This window comes from Aeromicrobium sp. (assembly GCF_049586495.1).
Taxonomy (GTDB): domain Bacteria; phylum Actinomycetota; class Actinomycetes; order Propionibacteriales; family Nocardioidaceae; genus Aeromicrobium.
On record NZ_JBAVCB010000126.1, the window covers coordinates 27,096 to 47,421 of the forward strand.

General features: G+C 67.3%; 22 protein-coding genes. 17 read left to right on the forward strand and 5 right to left on the reverse strand.

Annotated elements, in window-relative coordinates:
- Positions 1-4 precede the first annotated feature (4 nt).
- From WB508_RS06770 to secA, 10 genes are all read left to right on the forward strand, one after another.
- The gene (locus tag WB508_RS06770) at positions 5-175 is read left to right on the forward strand and encodes a Trm112 family protein (protein ID WP_423844120.1); all 171 of its coding nucleotides are present in this window, start codon (positions 5-7) and stop codon (positions 173-175) included.
- A 54-nt stretch (positions 176-229) separates the two neighbouring features.
- On the forward strand, positions 230-1,657 hold the full coding sequence (ahcY, locus tag WB508_RS06775; protein ID WP_423844121.1) for an adenosylhomocysteinase: 1,428 nt from the start codon (positions 230-232) through the stop codon (positions 1,655-1,657).
- A gap of 6 nt (positions 1,658-1,663) precedes the next feature.
- On the forward strand, positions 1,664-2,359 hold the full coding sequence (mtrA, locus tag WB508_RS06780; protein WP_423844122.1) for an MtrAB system response regulator MtrA: 696 nt from the start codon (positions 1,664-1,666) through the stop codon (positions 2,357-2,359).
- A 10-nt stretch (positions 2,360-2,369) separates the two neighbouring features.
- On the forward strand, positions 2,370-3,893 hold the full coding sequence (gene mtrB, locus WB508_RS06785) for an MtrAB system histidine kinase MtrB (RefSeq protein ID WP_423844123.1): 1,524 nt from the start codon (positions 2,370-2,372) through the stop codon (positions 3,891-3,893).
- Entirely contained in the window at positions 3,890-5,605 is a 1,716-nt protein-coding gene (locus WB508_RS06790; RefSeq protein WP_423844124.1) for a GerMN domain-containing protein, read from the forward strand. The genes mtrB and WB508_RS06790 overlap by 4 nt, the downstream gene beginning before the upstream one ends.
- Positions 5,606-5,664: 59 nt before the next feature.
- Positions 5,665-6,339 (forward strand): ComF family protein, encoded by a 675-nt coding sequence (locus WB508_RS06795; protein WP_423844125.1) that lies wholly within the window; start codon positions 5,665-5,667, stop codon positions 6,337-6,339.
- Positions 6,340-6,416: 77 nt separating this feature from the next.
- The gene (hpf, locus tag WB508_RS06800) at positions 6,417-7,040 is read left to right on the forward strand and encodes a ribosome hibernation-promoting factor, HPF/YfiA family (RefSeq protein WP_423844126.1); all 624 of its coding nucleotides are present in this window, start codon (positions 6,417-6,419) and stop codon (positions 7,038-7,040) included.
- A gap of 61 nt (positions 7,041-7,101) precedes the next feature.
- The gene (locus tag WB508_RS06805; RefSeq protein WP_423844127.1) at positions 7,102-7,764 is read left to right on the forward strand and encodes a response regulator; all 663 of its coding nucleotides are present in this window, start codon (positions 7,102-7,104) and stop codon (positions 7,762-7,764) included.
- Complete coding sequence (locus WB508_RS06810) at positions 7,761-8,969, forward strand: winged helix-turn-helix domain-containing protein (RefSeq protein WP_423844128.1); 1,209 nt, start codon at positions 7,761-7,763, stop codon at positions 8,967-8,969. The genes WB508_RS06805 and WB508_RS06810 overlap by 4 nt, the downstream gene beginning before the upstream one ends.
- A gap of 53 nt (positions 8,970-9,022) precedes the next feature.
- Positions 9,023-11,764, forward strand: a complete 2,742-nt coding sequence (gene secA, locus WB508_RS06815) for a preprotein translocase subunit SecA (protein WP_423844141.1) — start codon at positions 9,023-9,025, stop codon at positions 11,762-11,764.
- A gap of 157 nt (positions 11,765-11,921) precedes the next feature.
- On the opposite strand, the gene WB508_RS06820 is transcribed toward secA, so the two are convergent.
- Both WB508_RS06820 and WB508_RS06825 read right to left on the reverse strand, forming a co-directional pair.
- Complete coding sequence (locus WB508_RS06820) at positions 11,922-12,407, reverse strand: Rv3235 family protein (RefSeq protein WP_423844129.1); 486 nt, start codon at positions 12,405-12,407, stop codon at positions 11,922-11,924.
- Complete coding sequence (locus WB508_RS06825; RefSeq protein WP_423844130.1) at positions 12,404-12,970, reverse strand: LysM peptidoglycan-binding domain-containing protein; 567 nt, start codon at positions 12,968-12,970, stop codon at positions 12,404-12,406. Before WB508_RS06825 ends, WB508_RS06820 begins: the two co-directional genes overlap by 4 nt.
- Before the next feature lie 106 nt (positions 12,971-13,076).
- Between WB508_RS06825 and WB508_RS06830 the strand changes: the two genes are divergently transcribed.
- On the forward strand, positions 13,077-13,580 hold the full coding sequence (locus WB508_RS06830) for a hypothetical protein (protein WP_423844131.1): 504 nt from the start codon (positions 13,077-13,079) through the stop codon (positions 13,578-13,580).
- Here the strand turns inward: WB508_RS06830 and WB508_RS06835 are convergent.
- Positions 13,569-13,793 carry a helix-turn-helix domain-containing protein gene (locus WB508_RS06835; protein WP_423844132.1) on the reverse strand — a complete coding sequence of 75 codons (225 nt, stop codon included), beginning with the start codon at positions 13,791-13,793 and terminating at the stop codon, positions 13,569-13,571. The two genes, WB508_RS06830 and WB508_RS06835, sit on opposite strands and share 12 nt — an antisense overlap.
- A 165-nt stretch (positions 13,794-13,958) precedes the next feature.
- On the opposite strand from WB508_RS06835, the gene WB508_RS06840 reads away from it, so the two are divergent.
- The 4 genes from WB508_RS06840 to WB508_RS06855 are packed head-to-tail and all read left to right on the forward strand — an operon-like array spanning position 13,959 to position 17,442.
- Positions 13,959-14,567, forward strand: coding sequence for a hypothetical protein (locus WB508_RS06840; RefSeq protein WP_423844133.1), 609 nt, complete (start codon positions 13,959-13,961; stop codon positions 14,565-14,567).
- Entirely contained in the window at positions 14,567-15,688 is a 1,122-nt protein-coding gene (locus tag WB508_RS06845) for an AAA family ATPase (RefSeq protein WP_423844134.1), read from the forward strand. The genes WB508_RS06840 and WB508_RS06845 overlap by 1 nt, the downstream gene beginning before the upstream one ends.
- A gap of 37 nt (positions 15,689-15,725) precedes the next feature.
- Positions 15,726-17,126 (forward strand): WS/DGAT/MGAT family O-acyltransferase, encoded by a 1,401-nt coding sequence (locus tag WB508_RS06850; protein ID WP_423844135.1) that lies wholly within the window; start codon positions 15,726-15,728, stop codon positions 17,124-17,126.
- 10 nt (positions 17,127-17,136) lie between these two features.
- Positions 17,137-17,442, forward strand: coding sequence for a hypothetical protein (locus WB508_RS06855; RefSeq protein ID WP_423844136.1), 306 nt, complete (start codon positions 17,137-17,139; stop codon positions 17,440-17,442).
- On the opposite strand, the gene WB508_RS06860 is transcribed toward WB508_RS06855, so the two are convergent.
- Together WB508_RS06860 and WB508_RS06865 are read right to left on the reverse strand one after the other, a co-directional pair.
- The gene (locus tag WB508_RS06860) at positions 17,443-17,931 is read right to left on the reverse strand and encodes a DUF2505 domain-containing protein (RefSeq protein WP_423844137.1); all 489 of its coding nucleotides are present in this window, start codon (positions 17,929-17,931) and stop codon (positions 17,443-17,445) included.
- A 9-nt stretch (positions 17,932-17,940) separates the two neighbouring features.
- A complete protein-coding gene (locus WB508_RS06865; protein WP_423844138.1) occupies positions 17,941-18,687 on the reverse strand; it encodes a PspA/IM30 family protein in 747 nt (248 codons plus the stop codon).
- Positions 18,688-18,869: 182 nt separating this feature from the next.
- Between WB508_RS06865 and WB508_RS06870 the strand changes: the two genes are divergently transcribed.
- Together WB508_RS06870 and WB508_RS06875 are read left to right on the forward strand one after the other, a co-directional pair.
- A complete protein-coding gene (locus WB508_RS06870) occupies positions 18,870-19,475 on the forward strand; it encodes a TetR/AcrR family transcriptional regulator (protein ID WP_423844139.1) in 606 nt (201 codons plus the stop codon).
- A gap of 7 nt (positions 19,476-19,482) precedes the next feature.
- Positions 19,483-20,307, forward strand: coding sequence for a hypothetical protein (locus tag WB508_RS06875; protein WP_423844140.1), 825 nt, complete (start codon positions 19,483-19,485; stop codon positions 20,305-20,307).
- The last annotated feature ends 19 nt before the right edge of the window (positions 20,308-20,326 follow it).

Here is a 20,326-nt window from a genome sequence, read left to right on the forward strand (position 1 = left end):
CGGCATGAACCTTGACCCGGCCCTCCTGGAGATCCTCGTGTGTCCGCAGTGCCGAGCCACGCTTGCGGTCGACGACGACGCATCGGAGCTGGTGTGCAGCGCGTGTGCCCTGGCTTACCCGGTGCGCGGCGACATTCCCGTGATGCTGGTCGACGAGGCCCGCACCCTCGGCTGACGTCACACCCTTTCGATTCGCACCCGCATGAAGCCCCCCGGTACAGTGGATTCCATGGATTACAACGTCGCTGACCTCTCCCTCGCCGAGTACGGCCGCAAGGAAATCGAGCTTGCCGAGCACGAGATGCCCGGCCTCATGGCCATGCGTGAGCAGTACGGCGCGAAGAAGCCGCTCACCGGCGCTCGCATCGCCGGATCGCTGCACATGACCATCCAGACCGCGGTGCTCATCGAGACCCTGGTGGATCTCGGTGCCGACGTGCGCTGGGCGACGTGCAACATCTTCTCCACCCAGGATCACGCCGCTGCGGCGGTCGTGGTGGGCCGCGACGGCACTCAGGACGACCCGCAGGGCACCCCTGTCTTCGCCTGGAAGGGTGAGTCGCTGGCCGAGTACTGGGACGAGGCCGAGAAGGTGTTCGACTTCGCCGAGGGCGGCCCCAACGTGCTGCTGGACGACGGCGGCGACATCACGATGCTGCTGCACCTTGGTGTGGAGTACGAAAAGACCGGCACCGTCCCGCCGCAGGACAGCACCGACAACGAGGAGTTCAAGGAGGTGCTGCGTGTCCTGACCCGATCGGTCGCCAACAAGCCGCAGCACTGGACGAACATCGCCCAGGACATCAAGGGAGTCTCTGAGGAGACCACCACCGGTGTGCTGCGTCTGTACGACCGTTTCCGTGAGGGCACGCTGCTCTTCCCGGCCATCAACGTCAACGACTCGGTCACCAAGAGCAAGTTCGACAACAAGTACGGCTGCCGCCACTCGCTGATCGACGGACTGAACCGCGCCACCGACGTCATGATCGGCGGCAAGGTCGCCGTCGTGTGTGGTTACGGCGATGTCGGCAAGGGCTCGGCGGAGTCGTTGCGCGGTCAGGGCGCCCGCGTCATCGTGACCGAGATCGACCCTATCTGCGCTCTGCAGGCAGCCATGGACGGCTACGAGGTCAAGCGCCTCGAGTCGGTCATCGAGACCGCCGACATCTTCATCACCACGACCGGCAACTTCGACATCATCACGGTCGAGCATTTCCAGAAGATGAAGCACCAGGCCATCGTGGGCAACATCGGTCACTTCGACAACGAGATCAACATGGCCGGTCTGGCCAAGATCCCCGGCATCGTCAAGGACGAGATCAAGCCCCAGGTCCACCAGTGGATCTTCGAGGACGGCAAGAAGGTCATCGTGCTGTCCGAGGGTCGCCTGCTCAACCTCGGCAACGCCACGGGCCACCCGTCGTTCGTCATGTCGAACTCGTTCACCAACCAGGTCCTCGCCCAGATCGAGCTCTTCACCAAGGCCGACGAGTACGAGCTGGGGGTTCACGTGCTGCCCAAGCACCTCGACGAAGAGGTCGCCCGACTGCACCTCGACGCTCTCGGCGTCGAGCTGACCGAGCTCACCAAGGAGCAGGCCGAGTACCTCGGCGTCGACGTGGCCGGTCCGTACAAGTCGGATCTCTACCGCTACTGAGCCACCATGAGCTATCGCAGCAAGCGCGACCGCGTCCTCGTCGTCGACGATGACGCCTCGCTGGCCGAGATGATGACCATCGTCCTGGCCGGCGAGGGGTTGACCACCTCGGTGTGCCGATCAGGTGACCAGGTCATGGCCGAGTTCACCGCGTTCCGACCCGATGTCGTGCTGCTGGACCTGATGTTGCCCGGACTCGACGGCATGAGCGTGTGTCGTCAGATCCGGGCGACCTCGGCGGTCCCGATCATCATGCTCACGGCCAAGGCCGACACACCTGATGTCGTGGCTGGCCTCGAGGCCGGGGCCGACGACTACATCACCAAGCCTTTCAAGAACACCGAGCTGGTGGCTCGCATCCGAGCACGCCTACGGCGCGCCGACGCGCTTGCCGAGACCCTCGAGTTCGGCGAGATCGTGCTGGATCCAGCGGGCCACACCGTCACGCGCAACGGCGAGTCCCTCGATCTGACACCGCTGGAGTTCGATCTGCTGGCGTGCCTCCTGAGCGACCCCAGCCAGGTGTTCACCCGTGAGGTGCTGCTGCAGAAGGTGTGGGGCTATCACCACCCGGGCGACACCAAGCTGGTCAATGTGCACATGACCCGTCTGCGCTCCAAGATCGAGGACGACGCTGACGACCCACAGATCATCCGCACCGTGCGCGGCGTCGGGTATCAGGCCATAGCGCCCTCACCGTGAGCAGCGGGTCATGAGGGGGCTGTGGCGCCGGTCCCTGCAGACCCGGGTCGTCACCAGCACGATCGTCCTGAGCGCCCTGGCGATCGGATTCACTGGATGGGCGCTGCTGCGCGACGTGGCGTCGGAACTGGCCGAGAGCCGCCGCGACGTCGCCGTCGCCGAAGCGAAATCGGGCTTCCAGTACGCGCAGGACCAGCTCGACTCGGCGGTCGACACCGAGGCGGCACCGCAGTCCGAAGCCCTGACCCAGATGGTCGACTCCCTCACCGCGGCCAGAGGCACCACGCGCACCTACGAGCTGTTGCTGAAGGGCCCGTTGTCCAGTGACGATGCGCTCGGGCCGGTGCGCTCGTCGTCGGCGGTCTCGGCCACCACCTTGCCGACCGCACTGGTCGATCGGGTGCAGACCCGAGACGGCACCTATTGGCAGTTCTCCGACCTGTCACTGAGCGACACCTCTGACCGCGAGCCCGTCGTCGTCGTGGGACGTCAGCTCCGCGCGCCCGGCACCGGCGACACCTACGCGCTGTTCTACCTGTTCTCCATGCAGGATCAGCAGTCGACGCTCACCTTGATGCGCAACGCCCTGCTACTCGGTGGGTTGTCGATGGTGCTGATGGTGGGTGGCGTCGCGTGGCTGGTGTCACGCCAGGTGCTCGACCCGGTCCGGCTGGCCCGTCGGATCGCCGAGCGCTTCGCCAGCGGCAACCTGGAACAGCGCATGCACGTGCGCGGCGAAGATGACATCGCACGACTGAGCACGTCGTTCAACCAGATGGCCACCAATCTGCAGAGCCAGATCCGTCGACTCGAGAACCTGTCGCGGCTGCAACAACGATTCGTGTCTGACGTGTCCCACGAACTGCGCACCCCGCTGACCACGGTGCAGATGGCCAGTGAGGTGTTGTTCGACGCCCGCACGGCCTTCGACCCGCAGACCGCCAGATCTGCCGAGCTGCTCAAGGGGGAGCTCGACCGCTTCGAGTCGCTGCTGTCCGATCTGCTCGACCTCAGCCGATTCGATGCGGGCGCAGCGCAGCTCGAACTGGAGACCGTGGACCTGGCCGAGGTGGCTCGCAGCTGCGCCGACGATCCGATGCTGCAGCGCGCCGGCATCGAGGTGATGGTCGAGGACGGCGGCGTGGCGGCACCAGTGCTGGCTGATCCGCGCCGCATCGACCGGATCGTGCGCAATCTGCTCGCCAATGCCGCGAAGTACAGCAAGTCGGCCACGGTGTCGGTGACGGTCGCGCAGAACGACAGCGGCGCCTCGTTGTCGGTGCGAGATTTCGGTGTCGGCCTCGACAGTGATGAGACTCAGCGCGTCTTCGACCGCTTCTGGCGGGCCGATCCTGCTCGCGTGCAGGGCGGCACCGGGCTCGGGCTGCCGATCGCCCGTGAAGACGCCGCCCTGCACGGCGGCACCCTGCAGGTGTGGGGGCAGCTGGGGCAGGGGACCGAATTCATCTTGACGATCCCCAAGCACATGGGCGAGACCTCGGTGCCCGCCCTCGTCTCGGAGCTGGCGCCATGACCGCCCGAGGCGCAGCGAGAGGCCTTGCAGGTGCAGTCGCCGGACTGATGGTGATGGCCGGATGCGCCGCCATCCCCACCTCGGGGCCGGTCACCGAGGTGGTCGAGGACTCCGGCTTCGGCCAGAGCACGGTGCGGTACTCGCCAGCACTGCCCACGAACGGGGCGTCACCCGGTGAGGTGGTGCGCGGGTATCTCGACGCGATGCTGGCCTATCCGTCGTCGACCCGTACCGCGGCGGCGTTCCTGACGCCAGCCGCAGCCGATTCCTGGGAGCGCCAAAGCGGCGTGACCATCTATGCGGACGCGCAGTACGCCACGCCACCCCAGGACGGGCGGTCTCGGGCGGACGTCGGCGAGACGACCAAGGTGGCGGTCGACGCGGCGGAGAAGGGACGCCTGGACACCCAAGGTCGCTATCAAACGGCCAGTGGCCGAACGAGCGTCGACTACCGCCTCGAGAAAGTCGACGGTCAGTGGCGCATCACCAACCCCCAGCCGGGGCTGATGGTCACGGCAAGATTCTTCGAGGACTACTTTCGGCCGTTCAGCCTGTACTTCTTCGACCGACCGGCTCGGCGCCTCGTCCCGCAGCCGGTCCACGTGCTGGTCGAGGACGGTCTCGCTGCCGCGCTGATCACGGCGTTGGCACGAGGCGACGAGTCACAGCAGGTGCGGACCTTCGTGCCGTCTCTGGACGACCTACGAGCCACGGTGCCGGTGGAGGGAGGCGTTGCCGACGTGGGCTTCACGGCGGGATCGCGTCAGTCAACCGATGTCGAGCACCTCTCGGCGCAGGTCGTGTGGACGCTGCGCCAGGTTCCCGATGTCAGCCGGGTCCGCATCTCGGTGGGGTCGAGCCCCGTCCGCCCCCGCAGCGTCGCCGAGCAGCCGGTCTCCAGCTGGGGGGAATTCGGTGTCGGGCAGGGCGAGGGAACGGTGCGCGCGCTGATGGACAACAGTGTCGTCGAGGTGGACGGCGCCGACATCGCGCCGATCGCCCGCCGGTGGGGCGCGGATGCCGACGGAGCCACAGCGGTGGCCATGACCGACCAGCGGATCGCCCTGGTGGCCGGCAATCGCGCGTCGGTTCGCATCGCCGCACTCGATGGCGGCAACGAGCGAACTGTCGAGGGCACCTCGTTCATCGATCCCGTCTCGGACGTGGACGGGCAGATCTGGCTGGTCGACCGACCCGCCTCGGGGACGCGAATCCGGGTCGTGGGCTCGGGTACGACGACCCTCGACGCTTCGTCTCTGAAGGGATTGAACGTCCGCAGCCTCGACATCTCGCCGGAGGCGGCCCGCTACGTCATCACGGTGGGAACAGGTGACGACGCCTCGGTCCGCGTCGGGCGGGTGGTTCGGGACGCCAAGGGGGCGTCCACGGGCCTGTCGACCCCTCGCCGGATCGGCGGCAATGCTGTGGGACCCAGCTCAGCTGTGTGGTCCGACGACGTGCGGGTCAGCTTCTTGGCGGAGACCGACACCGGCATCCAGATGCAGACCGCCCTGATCGACGGGTCCGGCGCTTCGGCCACCGGCGGTGCGTTGCTTCCTGCGGCTGACATCTCCGGTCTGGTCGTCGGATCCGGGCCGGGCGCCTCGACGTACGCCACGGATCCGCGCGGCCGGTTGTGGTACCTGCGACCAAGCGGCAACTGGCAGCTGGTCGACGCCGACCCCATCCGCAGTCTGGGCAACAGCCGCTGATCGTCCACAGGCGGCGCTGCCCGCCACGACGACAGGGAGGCGCCCCCCACGATGGTGTGGTGCGCACGCTCGTGGCAGCAGCCGATCTGTTGGTGGGCGCTGCATGTCCCGGCTGCGGGCATCCCGCCCTCGCGGTGTGTGCACGGTGCGCGCGAATCATGCGCCCCGATCCCCGCGCGGTCACCACGGTTGAGGCGGCCCACCACCTGCCGATCATGGCGGCCGGCCACCACAGCGGAGTCTTGCGCCGGGTCGTCGTCGACTGGAAGGAACGGGGCAGATTTCCGCTCACCGAGATTCTGGCCCACCACCTTGCCGCTGCCGTCGCGGCTGCAGCGGCCGACCACGACGAGATCGCGCTGATACCCGTACCCACCTCGTGGGTGGCGCGGTGGCGTCGCGGCGACGACCTCGTGCTCTCCTTGGCCCGGGCAACCGCCGCGCGTCTCGACGCAGTCGGGCACCGCGTCACGGTGCATCCGGTGCTCCGGCGAACGCGTCGCACGGTCGATCAGGTCGGACTGGGGGCCGGTGACCGGGCGCGCAATCTGCATGGCGCCTTCGCGCTGGATCGGCAGCGGCTGCCGGCCCACACACCCCTGGTGATGGTCGATGACATCGTCACCACCGGGTCGACTCTGGCCGAGGCTGCGCGTGCCCTCGCGGTCCGGGGATGGGGTGTCCACGGTGCGGCCACAGTGGCCGCCACACCGTGGCTGCGTACCACTGGCTAATCCCCCGCTTCGGGGCTACCGTCGGCTCATGGCATGAGGCGCGTGTGACAACGCGGACACTACCCGAGGGAGTTCCCATGGAAATTGTCGTCAACGGTCGCAACAGCGAGATCTCAGAGCGTTTTCGAGAGCACGTCCAGGAGAAGCTTCACCGGATCGACAAGTACGACGCCCGCCAGAAGATCCACCGCGTCGAGGTCGAGGTCACGCATGAGAAGAACCCTCGTCAACACGAGACCGCCGCGCGCGTCGAGATGACGTTGCGCTCCGGCGGCCCGGCCGTGCGCGCCGAGGCTGCGTCCACCGACCAGCACTCCGCACTGGACGCTGCGATCGACAAGCTGGAGTCTCGGCTGCGTCGCACCAACGACCGCCTGCGCACGCACCAGCGCAAGCACAGCCCGCAGTCGCTCGCTGCGGCGACGGCAGACTTGCCGGTCGCATCGCTTGGGGAGGGCAGTGCCCCAGCCGAGGACGAACCAATTCCCGTGGGTATCGAATCTGAGGGCGACTGCCCCGTGGTCGTGCGCGAGAAGACGCACGAGGCGCAGGCCATGACCTTGGACCAGGCGCTGTACGAGATGGAGCTGGTCGGCCACGACTTCTTCTTGTTCGTGGAGAAGGATTCGATGCGGCCCAGCGTGGTCTATCTGCGCAAGGGATACGACTACGGCGTGATCCACCTCGACGTGAGTGAGTGACACGCCGTGCGGTCGAACGCCACGACCGGCTGAGAAAGGCAGTCTCTGGCATGATCGCCATGTGTCTGCAGTCTCTGGAAGCATCCGAGTCCTCCTGGTTGATGACCAAGAACTCTTCCGACGTGGCGTCAAGATGGTCCTCGGGGCCGACGACGACCTCGAGCTGGAGGAGTGCGACGACGGCGATACTGCCCTCAAGCTCGTAGCCGACCACCCCTTCGACATCGTGCTGCTCGACGTGCGCATGCCGGGTCGCAGCGGCGTCGAGACCTGTGCAGCGATCAAGGAGATCGCGCCCACGACCGGCATCATCATGCTCACCGCCAGCGATGAGGAATCCGACCTCTATGAGTCCATTCGCAGCGGAGCGTCGGGGTACCTGCTCAAGGACGGTTCCACGTACGACCAGGTGGCCGAGGCCGTCCGGCTGGTGGCATCCGGCCAGTCGCTGATCAGCCCGAGCATGGCCACGAAGCTGCTCGATGAGTTCGTCACGATGTCCAAGAGCCCGGCTCCGGCCACCAATCTCACGCCCCGCGAGCTCGGCGTCCTGCGCCACGTGGCCCGGGGCATGAGCAACCGCGAGATCGCCGAGGAGCTGTTCATCAGCGAGAACACGGTCAAGAACCACATCCGCAACATCTTGGAGAAGCTGCAGATGAAGTCACGCATGGAGGCGGCCATGTTCGCCGTCCGCAGCAAGCTGGTTGACGACATGCCGTGACGCTCACCGTCACCCAGGCCCGCAGGATCGCGTTGGCCGCGCAAGGATTCACCCGCCCGCGCCCCGGCGCTCATGGCCGCACCGTCGCCGCCGCCCATCTCAACGAAACGATCAGCCGTCTGGGCTTCTTCCAGATCGATTCGGTCAACGTGCTGGCGCGGGCCCACTACATGCCGCTGTTCTCGCGGAAGGGTGCGTACGACCGCGATCTGCTGCACCGCGCCGCCGGCCGCGCGCCGCGGCGACTGTTCGAGTACTGGGCGCACGTGGCGGCTCTGGTGGACGTGCAGCTCTGGCCGGCGATGCAGCACCGCATGGCATCTGGACACGGCATGTGGGGCGGCATGCAACGGATCGGGCGGGACCATCCCGCGCTGGTCGAACGCGTGTACCGCGACGTGGTGGAGCGCGGGCCCGTGACGGCCCGGCAGATCGAGATCGACACCGAGCGCGATCGCAGCAGCTGGGGCTGGAACTGGTCCGAGGCCAAGGTGGCACTGGAGCACCTGTTCTACGTCGGGCGCATCACCTCGGCACGCCGCAACAGTCAGTTCGAGCGCGAGTACGACCTGCCCGAGCGGGTGATCCCCGCCGACGTCCTGGCCCGGCCGGCGCTCGACCACGACGCCGCGCATGTGGCGCTGGTCGAGCACGCGGCCCGTGCCCTCGGGGTGGGAACCGCGCAGTGCTTCAACGACTACTTCCGCCTGGCGCCGGAGCCGGGCCGGCATGCCCTCGAGGCGCTGCTCGCTGACGGAACGCTCGAGCCCGTGAGCATCGCCGGGTGGAAGCGCCCGGCCTACCGACATCGCGACTCGGTGCTGCCTCGTCAGGTGCGGGCCCGCGCCCTGCTCAGCCCCTTCGACCCCCTCGTCTTCGAGCGCACGCGCACCGAGAAGCTCTTCGACTTCCGCTACCGCATCGAGATCTACGTGCCCGAGGCCAAGCGGGTGCACGGGTACTACGTGCTGCCGTTCCTCCTCGGCGATCGCCTCGTGGCCCGGGTGGATCTGAAGGCGGATCGGTCCGAGCGCCGACTGATCGTGCACGGCGCCTGGGCCGAGTCACACGCACCCGACGACACCGCCGACCATCTCGCCGACGAGCTTCACCTGATGGCCAATTGGCTCGGGCTGGACACCGTGTCGGCGCCGACGAAGGGCGACCTGGCCGCTGGACTCACGTCTGTTCTGGCGCGTCGCTAGACTGGCGAGGCTCCACCCCCACATCTTCAGGAAGTCATCGAGTGCCCAAAGTCATCGACAAGCTCCTCCGCATGGGCGAAGGCAAGATTCTGCGCCAGCTGGAGGCCGTCGCCCATCAGGTCAACACCCTCGAAGAGGACTATCGCGCGATCTCGGACGACGAGCTGCGCGGCATGACCGGGGAGTTTCGCGAGCGGCTGGCCGCCGGCGAGAGCGTCGACGACCTCATGCCCGAGGCCTTCGCCACGGTGCGAGAAGCGGCCTGGCGGGTATTGGGCCAGCGCCACTTCGACGTGCAGATCATGGGCGGAGCCGCGCTGCATCTGGGCAACATCGCCGAGATGAAGACCGGCGAGGGCAAGACGTTGGTGTCGACGCTCCCGGCCTACCTCAACGCGCTCAGCGGCAAAGGCGTCCACATCGTCACGGTCAATGACTACCTGGCGAAGTATCACGCGGAGTGGATGGGTCGCGTGCACCAGTACCTCGGCCTGACCGTCGGCATCATCCTGCCCACCATGAGCCCGGCGCAGCGACGCGAGGCCTATCTGGCCGACATCACCTACGCCACCAACAACGAGCTGGGCTTTGACTACCTGCGCGACAACATGGCCGACGACATCGCAGAATGTGTTCAGCGTGGCCATCACTACGCCGTCGTCGACGAGGTCGACTCGATCCTCATCGATGAGGCCCGCACGCCGTTGATCATCTCCGGACCCACGGAGGACGAGGTCAAGTGGTACGGCGAATTCGCCCGCATCATCGGCCGCATGTCGCCAGAGGTCCACTACGACGTCGACGAGAAGAAGCGCACCATCGCCGTGACTGAGGAGGGCATCTCGCTCGTCGAGGACCAGCTCGGCATCGACAATCTCTACGACACCGTCAACACGCCGCTGATCAGCTTCCTCAACAACGCCATCAAGGCCAAGGAGCTGTTCAAGAACGACAAGGACTACGTCGTCATCGACGGTGACGTGTTGATCGTCGACGAGCACACCGGCCGCATGTTGGAGGGCCGTCGCTACAACGAGGGCCTGCACCAGGCGATCGAGGCCAAGGAGGGCGTGCGCATCCGTGAGGAGTACCAGACCCTCGCCACGATCACGCTGCAGAACTACTTCCGGCTCTACGACAAGCTCGGTGGCATGACTGGTACCGCGCTGACCGAGGCGTCGGAGTTCGACAAGATCTACAAGCTGGGCGTGGTGCCGATCCCGACCAACCGGCCCATTGCGCGCGCCGACGAACCGGATCTGGTGTATCGCACCGAGGAAGCCAAGTTCAACGCCGTCGTCGATGACATCGCCGACCGCCACGCCAACGGCCAGCCCATCTTGGTCGGCACCACGAGCGTTGCGAAGAGCGAGCGGCTCTCAAAGCTTCTCACCAAGCGCGGCGTGCCGCACGAGGTGCTCAACGCCAAGCAGCACGACCGCGAGGCGGCCATCGTCGCGATGGCCGGTCACAAGGGCGCCGTCACGGTGGCCACCAACATGGCCGGTCGTGGCACCGACATCATGCTGGGCGGCAGCGTGGACTTCCTCGCCGACGCCGAGCTGCGCGGCCGGGGGCTCGACCCACTGGAGGATTCCGAGGCTTACGAGGCGGCGTGGAATGGCACGCAGAAGCAGATGACCGACCAAGTCGCTGCCGAGCACGACGAGGTCACCGCCGCGGGCGGGCTGGCCGTCATTGGCACCGAGCGGCACGAGTCGCGGCGCATCGACAACCAGCTCCGCGGTCGCTCCGGCCGCCAGGGCGATCCCGGCGTCTCGCGCTTCTATCTGTCGCTCGAGGACGACCTGATGCGCCTGTTCAAGGCAGACTGGGTCGACTGGGTGCTGCAGACCATGAAGATCCCGGACGACGTGCCGATCGAGAACAAGCGGGTCACCGGTGCCATCGCCTCGGCGCAGTCGCAGGTCGAGGCGCAGAACTTCGACGCCCGCAAGAACATCCTGAAGTACGACGACGTCATGAGCCGTCAGCGTGAGGTCATCTACACCGAGCGCCGTGAGGTGCTCGAGGGTCGCAACCTGCGGGTGTGGGTCGAGGAGATGATTGGCGAGGTCATCCGCGCCTACGTCACGGGCGCGACGGACGGCTTCCCCGAAACGTGGGAGCTGGACAACCTGTGGACCGCGCTGCGCACCCTCTACCCGGTCCAGCTGACCGTCGAGGCCGCGGAGGCCGAGGCCGGAGGCCGGACGGGCATGTCGCGCGATGGTCTGATCACGGCGTTGACCGCTGACGCGACCGCGAGCTATGACCGACGCGAAGAGGAGCTCGGTGCCACCGTGATGCGCGAATTGGAGCGCAAGGTCGTGCTGAGTGTCCTGGACCGCAAGTGGCGCGAGCACCTGTACGAGATGGACTATCTGCGGGAGGGCATCGGCCTGCGCGCCTACAGCCAGCGTGACCCGTTGATCGAGTACCAGCGCGAGGGCTTCGAGCTCTTCAACGCCATGATGGAGGGCATCGCCGAGGAGTCCGTGGGCTTCTTGTTCAACCTCGACGTCCAGGTGCAGGCCACGCCGACCGACCCGAACGTGGTCGAGGGTGTGGGCGCAGAGCCCCAGCTGCTCGCCAAGGGGCTGGGTGGCGAGAAGAAGAAGCAGCAGCTCTCGTACTCGGCGCCCAGCGAGGATGGTGAGCCCGAGGTGCACGCCGGTCACGACGACGACGGGGGAGACCCTGCCGAGATCGAGGCTCGACGCCAGGCGAACGCCAAGAACAAGGCACGCCAGAAGGCCAACCAGCAGCGCAAGTCACGCAAGAACAACCGCTGAGACCGAGGCGGCGAAGCCGCCCGGAAGCGAGGCGTGGCGAGGTCGAGTGCTTCAGCGAGCCCTCGAGGTGAGGGACGCCTCGGCCTCGTTCCTCGGCCTCACGGTCGCTACGCTCCCTGGCGAGCGGGCGGTTGCGCCCATTCCAGGACAGAATCGTCTACGCCCACTCCAGGGCGGTACACCTCCAGACCATCTCGCCGCGGTGGGTGGGCTGCGGTTCGAGGCGCACCGCGATCGCACGTGAGCGATTGCGGTGCACCATGCGTGCCGCGACCTCGGCGACCTGGTCGTCGACCATCGACACGTGGACGCTGACCAGACGAGCGGCGCTGCGTCCACCTGATCGAGCCACGGCGGCTTGCGCGCTGAGATGCAGGCGACGCTGCAGGTCGGTGTAGACATCGGGCGACATCCAGGCCGCCATCTGTCGAGCTGGTCGCTCACCCGACAACACCTCGATCAGCGCCTGCATGAATCGTGCACATCGATGCCGCAACGCCCCGGCGTCGCCTCGTTCGATCGGCACGGGAAGCACCGGAGCGATTCCGGGGAACGGCAGCGGGATCTGGGTGTCGATGACCTCGATGGTGGATCCCCAGGAGGGTGCGGGACGAGCGGCGGCGAGCGCGTGGGCAGTCTTCATGGTGCGTCCTGATCGTGAGTGGCCGGGTCGGTCGTGGGCGGGAGAGCGAGGTCCTGCCCGGGGACGATGTGATCGGGGTCGGGCCCGATGACGTGGCGGTTGGTGGCGTACCAGCGAGCGGAGGAGCTGGCGATGTCGGCGGCCGAGCTGTGGTCGGGCAGGTGATCGGCGGCGATGCCCCACAGCGTGTCGCCTGGGTTCACGGTGACCGTCGACGTGGCGCGGACCATCATGGGCCGGTCGGGCAGGATGAGACCCTGGAGATCGCGTGCGGACTCTGCCTGGGCGGGGCTGGATACACCCGCGACGATCACGGTCGTGAACAGCATGGCGCCCACCCGCGTCGAAGCTCCGGGCACCGGCAGATGGGCCAGGCCGGTGAGGATCACGAGCAGGGCCCAGCAGGCCACGCCGAGCGAACCCAGGTGGACGGCGCCTCGCGCAGCGGCCGGAAAGTCGTCGCCGCGGACCAGGGCGACTGCGGTTCTCGCGCCGGGGGCCGTGGCGACGACCATCAGCACGGCGGCGATGCCGGCGAGTCGTCCTGCGGCGGTGAGCCTCATGCATCCCCCGATGCTTTGAAGACGTTTGAAGACGTTTGACACCATTTCAGGACGTTGTGCACACGTCAAGCATGCGGGTCGATCGCTGTGGGATACCGTGCGTCACATGCGGTGGGACCGGCTGTTTGCCGACCTCGAGGCCGAGGTGAGCGAGATCCAGAAGGCTGAGACGGAGGGTCTGGCGGCCGATCTGCGCGACGAGATCTGGGCCGGCACGTCGTGGCGCGATCTGGTGGGCGGACACGTGCTGCTCGAGGTCAGGGGGGCAGGTCAGATCGCCGGCGAGATGGCTGCGGTGAACGAGCACCTCGTCCGGGTGCGCGGCACGCTGGTCGATCACCTGGTCGCTGGCCGGTCGGTCACATCGGTTTTGAAGACCGAGCGCCGCGCCGATCCACCGAGCCGCATCGATGCGGCCCTCGGTTGGTCGCGAGCCCTGCGCCGACTGCGTGACGGAGGAGAACCGGTGCGAGTCGTGCTGGAAGACGGCCGTGCCGTCCACGGCGCAATCGAGGTCGTGGGTGCTGACTTCGTGCGACTGGTCGCCGGAGATGCGGCACCTCGCCTCGTGACGCTGTCCGCGATCTCCGTGGTCACCTCAGGACGGTGAGTCCTGCTCCTCGGTGAGGGCGGCGTTGGCGCGGGCGTACTGGCGCTCGATGTAGCACTCCAGCTCGCTGTTCTCGATGCGCCACTGGCCCCGACCGCCGATCTGGATGCCGCGCAGGTCGCCCGATCGCACCAACGCATACACCTGGCGCACCGTCACGTTGAGCACCTCGGCGACGTCGGGAAGCGTGAGAAATCGGGGTGTCGCTGGCATGGCAGCAGTCTGGCACGAGCCGGTGTCACTCCCGTCGAGCCATCCGGTCGCCTTGTGGACAGCGGGCGATGGGTACTGGACGACAGGCCGCCCGCGCGGTAGAACCGTGGCATGAAGAACTGGCGGGGGGCCGGGGAGTCGGGCGTGCGAGCAGACCGACTACACGTGAGGCCGTGGACGGATCCGCGACTGCTGCTCGGGGTGCTGCTGGTGCTGGGCGCCACCGCACTCGGGGCCCGACTGGTCGCGCTGAACGACAACACCACCGCATACTGGAGCGTCGTGCGCGACGTCAGAGCCGGCGAGACGCTCAGCTCTGATCAGCTGGTCTCGAGCCCGGTACGACTCGACGGCGCCGCGGCTGACCGCTACCTGCGCGTCGACGAGAACTTGCCGGCTGCGATGGCTGATCTGCAGTGGGATCGCGACGTCTCGGCCGGATCGCTGCTTGATGCCAGCGCACTCACGCGTCGCGACAGCCAGGCGGTGCGCCAGCTGCCGATCACGGTGATCGAGGGGGCCTCACCCGACGACCTGAGTCGCGGCGACCGAGTTGAGGTCTGGGTCGGGCCCGGCACGCAGGACGAGGCCCAGAGCCCGTCGGTCAGGGTGCTGGGGCCCGTGCGAGTCCTGCGCTCAGGTGCAGACGCAGAAGAGTCGCTCGGAGGCTCGTTGGCGCGGACCTTGCTGGTCGAGGTGCCAGTCGCAGCATTGACCGGGAAGGTCGTCACGACGGTGGCTTCGGGCCGAGTCACGATCGTCCGGGTGTCGTAGTGGACGTTGTTCTTGCCGCGGGTGGGGCGCCGTGGGAGGCGCAGGTGCTGGCCCAGCTCGAGCGATCCACGGCCTTGCGGCTGAGTCGTCGCTGTGTCGACCTGGCGGACCTGCTCGCCGTGATCGGCACGGATCTCGCCCAGGTGGCGTTGGTGTCGGCCCAGCTGCCGGGACTCGACCTGGACGTCGTCGACCGACTCTCGCGATCCGGCGTCCGGGTCGTCGCTGTGGAAGCCACGACCGACCAGACCGCGCGACTCGGTCTGGGACGGTCGTTCGGAGTCGAAGACCTCGATCAGGTGGCGGACCTCGATCAGACCGTGCGGTCGGAGCCGGCGGCGATGGCGCCACTCATCGCCGTGTGGGGCCCGCCCGGGGCCCCGGGTCGTAGCTCGATCGCGCTCGCCGTGGCGTCAGCGCTGGCGGCGCGGGGGACCGACACCGTGCTGGTCGATGCCGACGTCGACGGAGGTGCGCAGGCGCAGATGTTGGGCGTCCTCGGCGACGTATCGGGCCTGGTCGCGGCCTGCCGTGGCGCCAACCAGGGCCGGGTCGAGGACGCCGACCGGCACGCCGAGATCGTCGAGCCTCGCCTGCGGTTGCTCAGCGGTCTGCCGCGAGCCGACATGTGGTCACAGATTCGTTCGAACGCCTTCGAGCTCGTGCTCGCCCGGTTGGCCGAGAGGTCCGACGCCGTGGTCGTCGACTGCGGTCATGGCATCGAGGCCGGGTCGACCGCCACGACGGCCCGGCACCAGACCACGATCTCGGTGCTGGAGCGCGCTGACGAGATCGTGGTGGTCGGTCGAGCCGAACCGCTGGGCCTCACCCGGCTGGTGCGAGCGCTGCACGACCTGTCCGGAGTGGCTGCCAGACGAACCCCCCGCGTGTTGGTCAACATGACGCGCCGCACGCTCGGCTGGTCCGACCGTGAGGTCGACGCCACGCTCGCGCGGCTCACCGGAGTCACGCCTCAGGCGCACCTGCCGTTCGACCAAGTCGTGTGGGATGCCGCGGCCCTCGCTGGCAGGACGCCACGTGCTGCGGCGCCGTCCTCGCCCTTCGTCGCGCGGGTCGAGGCCTTCGCCTCAAGCCTCGCCGCCCAGTCAGGGCGCGGGTGACCGGGTGGTAACTTCGTCGCACAGACCAAGGAGTGCGATGCAACGGTTGAGTCCTCTGGACGCGATGTTCCTGCACCAGGACAGCCCGACGGTGCCGCGGCAGGTGGCATCCTTGGCGATCCTCGAGCCGGGCGCCAAGCTCGACCACGATCGACTGGTTCACGTGATCAATGAGCGCATCGATCTGGTGCCGCGATATCGCCAGATCCCCCGGTTCGTGCCGGGTGGTCTCGGTACGCCGGTGTGGCTCGATGACGAAAACTTTGACATCTCGCTGCACGTTCGACGTTCGGCGCTGCCGCGTCCTGGCGGACAGGACGCGCTGCACGAGCTGGTGGGCCGCCTGATCGCCCGCCGGCTCGACCTGGACCGAGCGCTGTGGGAGCTGTACCTGATCGAGGGCTACCAGGGCAATCAGCTCGCCCTGCTGTTCAAGGCACACCAAGCCCTGGTCGATGGCTCGCACACCATCGACCTTGCGCAGGTGTTGCTGGAGGAATCGGCCAGCGAGCGAGACATCCCGCACGAGGAGTGGCGGCCGCGCCCGGCACCCCACACGGCCGGACTCGTCGGCGGCACGCTGCGACACAATCTGAAGCACCCCGCTGAGGCGCTCCGGGTGGCCGAGCACAGCGTCGGTCGGCTCGCCCGCAGGCTGCCACTGGTTGGTACCGACGCCTCCGTCCCGCGCACCGTGCTCTCGACCGAGCTCTCCCGACACCGCCGCTTCGCGACCTTGGCCGCCGACCTCGACGCCTTCCGTTCGGTTCGCGAGGAGCACGGCGGCACGGTCAACGACGTCATTCTGGCCTCGATCGCGGGCGGTATCCGGGGCTGGATGCTCACGCGCGCCGAACCCGTCACGGCCAAGACCAGCTTCCGCGCCATGGTGCCCATGTCCGTGGCATCGGACGAGGGCCATCCCACGTCGCTCGGATCCACGGTGCGCGGTCACCTCCTGTCGTTGCCGGTAGGGGAGACGAACCCGGTGGTCCGGTTGCACCAGGTGTCCTATGCGCTGAAGGACCACCGCGAGACCGGCTCGGCCGTGGCCGCCAACACGCTGGCCAATCTGCCGGGATTCGCGACCTCGACATTCCACGCCGTGGGCGCTCGCGTCGCAGATGCTGAAGCCGGCCGGGGACACCAGATCGTCATCACCAACGTGCCCGGTCCACAGGATCCGGTCTACATGGCTGGCGAGGCAGTGTCCGAGGTGTACCCGTGTGTGCCGCTGAGCGGTTACCGAGCACTGTCGATCGGCGTCACGTCGTATCGGAGCAAGGTGTTCTTCGGCATCGTCGCGGACCGTGATGCAGTACCCGACGTCGACGTTCTGGCCCAGTGCATCGAGGATGCACTGGCCGAGCTGGTTGATTCCGTCTCGTCCCGCACCACGCGCGCCCCGCGGGGCCGCCAGCGGCCGTCCAAGTCGTGAGGAGCCTGATGTGAGGGTGTATCTACCGGCCGGATCGGCTGAGCTGCGGCGGCTCGTCGCCGGCGGAGCCATCCAGGTTGAAGGCTTTCTCGCGGTGTCCACCGACGAGGAGGACGAGCTCGGCGCCTTGGAGGCTGCGGGCGAGGAAGCCGGATGTGTTGTCGTTGCCGAGGTGTCGGACCCCGATGGACCTGTCGATCTCGATGACGTCGAGGCGCTGCACGTCGACATCGACGACAGCGGCGCCCTTGCGTGGTTCGGCACGCAGGAGATCGCCGCTGTCATCGAGCTGGTGCGCGCCCGCGAGGCGCGCTGACTAGAGTTTGGTCAAGCCGTACTCGACCTCTTCATCGAGCGAGGCGATGATCGCCTTGGCGACCTCAGGCTCGATCTTCTTGCCGAGGAACGGGATGGAGACCTTGACGTCGCCGACCAGGTCGAACGCGGTGCCCTCGGCGCCGGGGGTCAAAGAGGCAGTGCCGTTCATCTCAGCCGGCTGACCGATGATGCTGACCTTGACGTCGGCGGTGCGCGAGCCGTCGGCGGCTGGGCCGCTCCACTTCTCGGTCTGCTTGATCTTGACGGTATCCCCGGTGAGCTTCTTGACGAAGTCCGGCATGGCGGCATCCTGCTTGCGCACGACGGTCACGATGTCGCCATCGCCTGACTTCTCGACAGTCACCGTGATGTCGGAAGAGCCCTGTTGCTCGCACGACTCGGTGCGGAACGACTGGTTGGCGATGAGCCCGTAGACGGCCTCGACATCGGCGCCGGTGTAGCTCAGGGAGTGGTTGATCTTGGCCATGGGGTTCTCCTACTGTTCGGACGGGGCTTCGACGGCGGGTGTGGCAGCACCCTTCAGCTCGGACAGACGTGCTTCGACCTCGGCAGCATCGCTGTCGGCCTCGAGCTCGTCGAACTGTGAGTCGAGGCTAGACGCCGCGAGCTCGGTCTGACCGGCCACCTGGGCCTCGACGCGTCGGACCTTGTCCTCAAAGCGCGAGACCTCGCTGGTCGGGTCGAGCACGTCGATCGACTTGACCGCCTGTTGCACCTGGGCCTGGGCCTCGGCGGTCTTCTGGCGCGCCACGAGCTGGTCGCGCTTGGACTGCAGCTCGCCGAGCTTGCCCTTCATCTGCACGAGGCCGGTCTTCAGCTTCTCGACGACCTCGTTCTGCGCGGCGATCTGGGGCGCAGCTGACTTGGCCTCGTTCTCGTAGCCGATCTGCTTGCTCAGAGCGACCTTGGCGAGACTGTCGAACTTGTCGGCCTCGGTGGTCTGGCCCGAGGTGCGCAGCGAGTCGGCCTTCTGCGAGGCGGCGAGGGCCTTGGTGCCCCACTCCTTGGCGGCGCGTACGTCCTCGACGTGATCGGCCTCGGCCATCCGCAGGTTGCCGATCGTCTGGGCGACCGCCTCCTCGGCATCGGCGATCGAGCTGGTGTAGTCGCGCACCAGCTGGTCGAGCATCTTCTCGGGATCCTCGGCCTTGTCCAGGAGGGAGTTGATGTTGGCCTTCGTCAGCTGGGCAATTCGTCCGAGGATCGACTGCTTCTGGGTCATCGGGTCTGCTTTCTGTGTGAGCTACCTAGGTGTGACTGTATGACGTCGGGTGCCTCAGGTCTCGATCTTGGCAGTGGGCCGAAGGATCCACCAGCGCATGGCGGAGAATCCCACGGCGGCCAGCCGCGAGCTGGTTGTCGCTGCGGGGTTGCCGTGAGTCCACGACCACTAAGGTGGGTCGCATGGTGCGCCTGACCCGTTCTGAGGTGCAGGACCGCAATCGACGGGTGCTGCTGGACGTCGCCCGCGCGGCATTCCTGCGCGATGGCTACGTCGCAACGTCTGTGGCTTCGATCGCGCATGCTGCCGGCTTCACCACCGGCATCGTGTATTCGGGGTTCGGAAGCAAGGCCGATCTGGCGATGCAGGTGGCGACCGAGCTGCAGGAGGAGCAGATCGCCTTGCTGGGTGATCACCTGACCGCATCCGAGCGGCACCTGCTGGTCCGGCAGGCCAGGACCTGGGCCCGTTCGGCGGCTGAGTCCGGGTGGATCCGGTTCGAGCTCGAGCTGCTGCTGGACTCGATCGGCGACAGCAGGCTGGCCGCTGCGCAGGTGACCCGCCAGCAGCACGCCGTGGCACAGATCGCCCACATCATCGGCAGGCTCGTGCCGCCCGGGATGCTGACCGATGACGCCATCGAGGTCATCGCCGAGACCACGGTTGATTACTCGATCGGGGTGGGCATCCGCCAGACCACCAATCCAGCGGCCACCCCAGAACGATTCGTCGCGATGATCGAGCCGATGCTCGTATCTGTCTTCGAGGACCCAGACGCCACGGCATGATGAGCTCATGGCTCGATGGTGGCTCCCGGTGCTGGTGCTCCTGGCGGGTTCACTCACGGCCTGCAGCGGGGAGGTCCTGGTGCAGCCTGCGCCGGACGGCATCGTGGTGGACATCGATCAGTCGCGGGTGCTGCGCAAGACGCGCCTCGTCTTCCTGCGCGTGCACAACGACACCGACCAACAGCTCACCGTCGCGTCCTTCCGCCTCACGTCGCCGCGCTTCGAGGCGGTGTCCTGGACCGGTCCAGAGGACGTGGGCGCGGGCTACGAGGCGGACCTGGAGTTCCAGATGCCCCGCGGCGGCTGCGGAGAGGGGATCGACGCCCAGGTCACGATCGATTACTCGATCGGCGACCAACGACTGCGCTCGACCCTGCGTCCCGACGACGTCTACGGCGCGGCCACCTCGTTTCTGGACCGTGACTGTGCCGAGCTGACCTTGGCGCAAGCGGCTGACCTGACGCTCGGTGACGTGACGGTGAGCGGGGCAGGCCGGAACTCGGTGTTGAGTCTGCCGATCCGGGTCAGACCGACCGGAGGTCGCGATGACGTCGTGCTGCGTGGCTTCGACTCGACTGTGTTGTTCGCGCAGGCCGACGGCTCCGACGATCAGATCGACCTTCCCGTGACCGGGGATCCGTTCGATCTGGTCATGAAGGTCATCCCGGCCCGGTGCGACCCGCACGCCCTGGGCGAGGACAAGGTCGGCACGCTCATCCCCGTGCAGGTCAAGGCGCCGGGTCTGCCCGACAACTCGTCGTTCTACTTGCAGATAGGCGCTGAACGCCGATCTGCGATGTTCAGATTCTTCGGTCAGTACTGCGGTCTCTGAGGACGTGTCTCAGAAGATG

Excerpts from the sequence above, each read along its gene's own strand:
- mtrB (WP_423844123.1), top strand. The coding sequence starts at position 2,370 with ATGAGGGGGCTGTGGCGCCGGTCCCTGCAGACCCGGGTCGTCACCAGC.
- WB508_RS06835 (WP_423844132.1), bottom strand. The coding sequence starts at position 13,793 with ATGCCAGCGACACCCCGATTTCTCACGCTTCCCGACGTCGCCGAGGTG.
- WB508_RS06865 (WP_423844138.1), bottom strand. The coding sequence starts at position 18,687 with ATGACCCAGAAGCAGTCGATCCTCGGACGAATTGCCCAGCTGACGAAG.
- WB508_RS06790 (WP_423844124.1), top strand. The coding sequence starts at position 3,890 with ATGACCGCCCGAGGCGCAGCGAGAGGCCTTGCAGGTGCAGTCGCCGGA.
- mtrA (WP_423844122.1), top strand. The coding sequence starts at position 1,664 with ATGAGCTATCGCAGCAAGCGCGACCGCGTCCTCGTCGTCGACGATGAC.
- WB508_RS06875 (WP_423844140.1), top strand. The coding sequence starts at position 19,483 with ATGGCTCGATGGTGGCTCCCGGTGCTGGTGCTCCTGGCGGGTTCACTC.
- WB508_RS06820 (WP_423844129.1), bottom strand. The coding sequence starts at position 12,407 with ATGAAGACTGCCCACGCGCTCGCCGCCGCTCGTCCCGCACCCTCCTGG.
- WB508_RS06770 (WP_423844120.1), top strand. The coding sequence starts at position 5 with ATGAACCTTGACCCGGCCCTCCTGGAGATCCTCGTGTGTCCGCAGTGC.
- WB508_RS06825 (WP_423844130.1), bottom strand. The coding sequence starts at position 12,970 with ATGAGGCTCACCGCCGCAGGACGACTCGCCGGCATCGCCGCCGTGCTG.
- WB508_RS06860 (WP_423844137.1), bottom strand. The coding sequence starts at position 17,931 with ATGGCCAAGATCAACCACTCCCTGAGCTACACCGGCGCCGATGTCGAG.
- ahcY (WP_423844121.1), top strand. The coding sequence starts at position 230 with ATGGATTACAACGTCGCTGACCTCTCCCTCGCCGAGTACGGCCGCAAG.
- WB508_RS06870 (WP_423844139.1), top strand. The coding sequence starts at position 18,870 with ATGGTGCGCCTGACCCGTTCTGAGGTGCAGGACCGCAATCGACGGGTG.
- WB508_RS06850 (WP_423844135.1), top strand. The coding sequence starts at position 15,726 with ATGCAACGGTTGAGTCCTCTGGACGCGATGTTCCTGCACCAGGACAGC.
- WB508_RS06830 (WP_423844131.1), top strand. The coding sequence starts at position 13,077 with ATGCGGTGGGACCGGCTGTTTGCCGACCTCGAGGCCGAGGTGAGCGAG.
- hpf (WP_423844126.1), top strand. The coding sequence starts at position 6,417 with ATGGAAATTGTCGTCAACGGTCGCAACAGCGAGATCTCAGAGCGTTTT.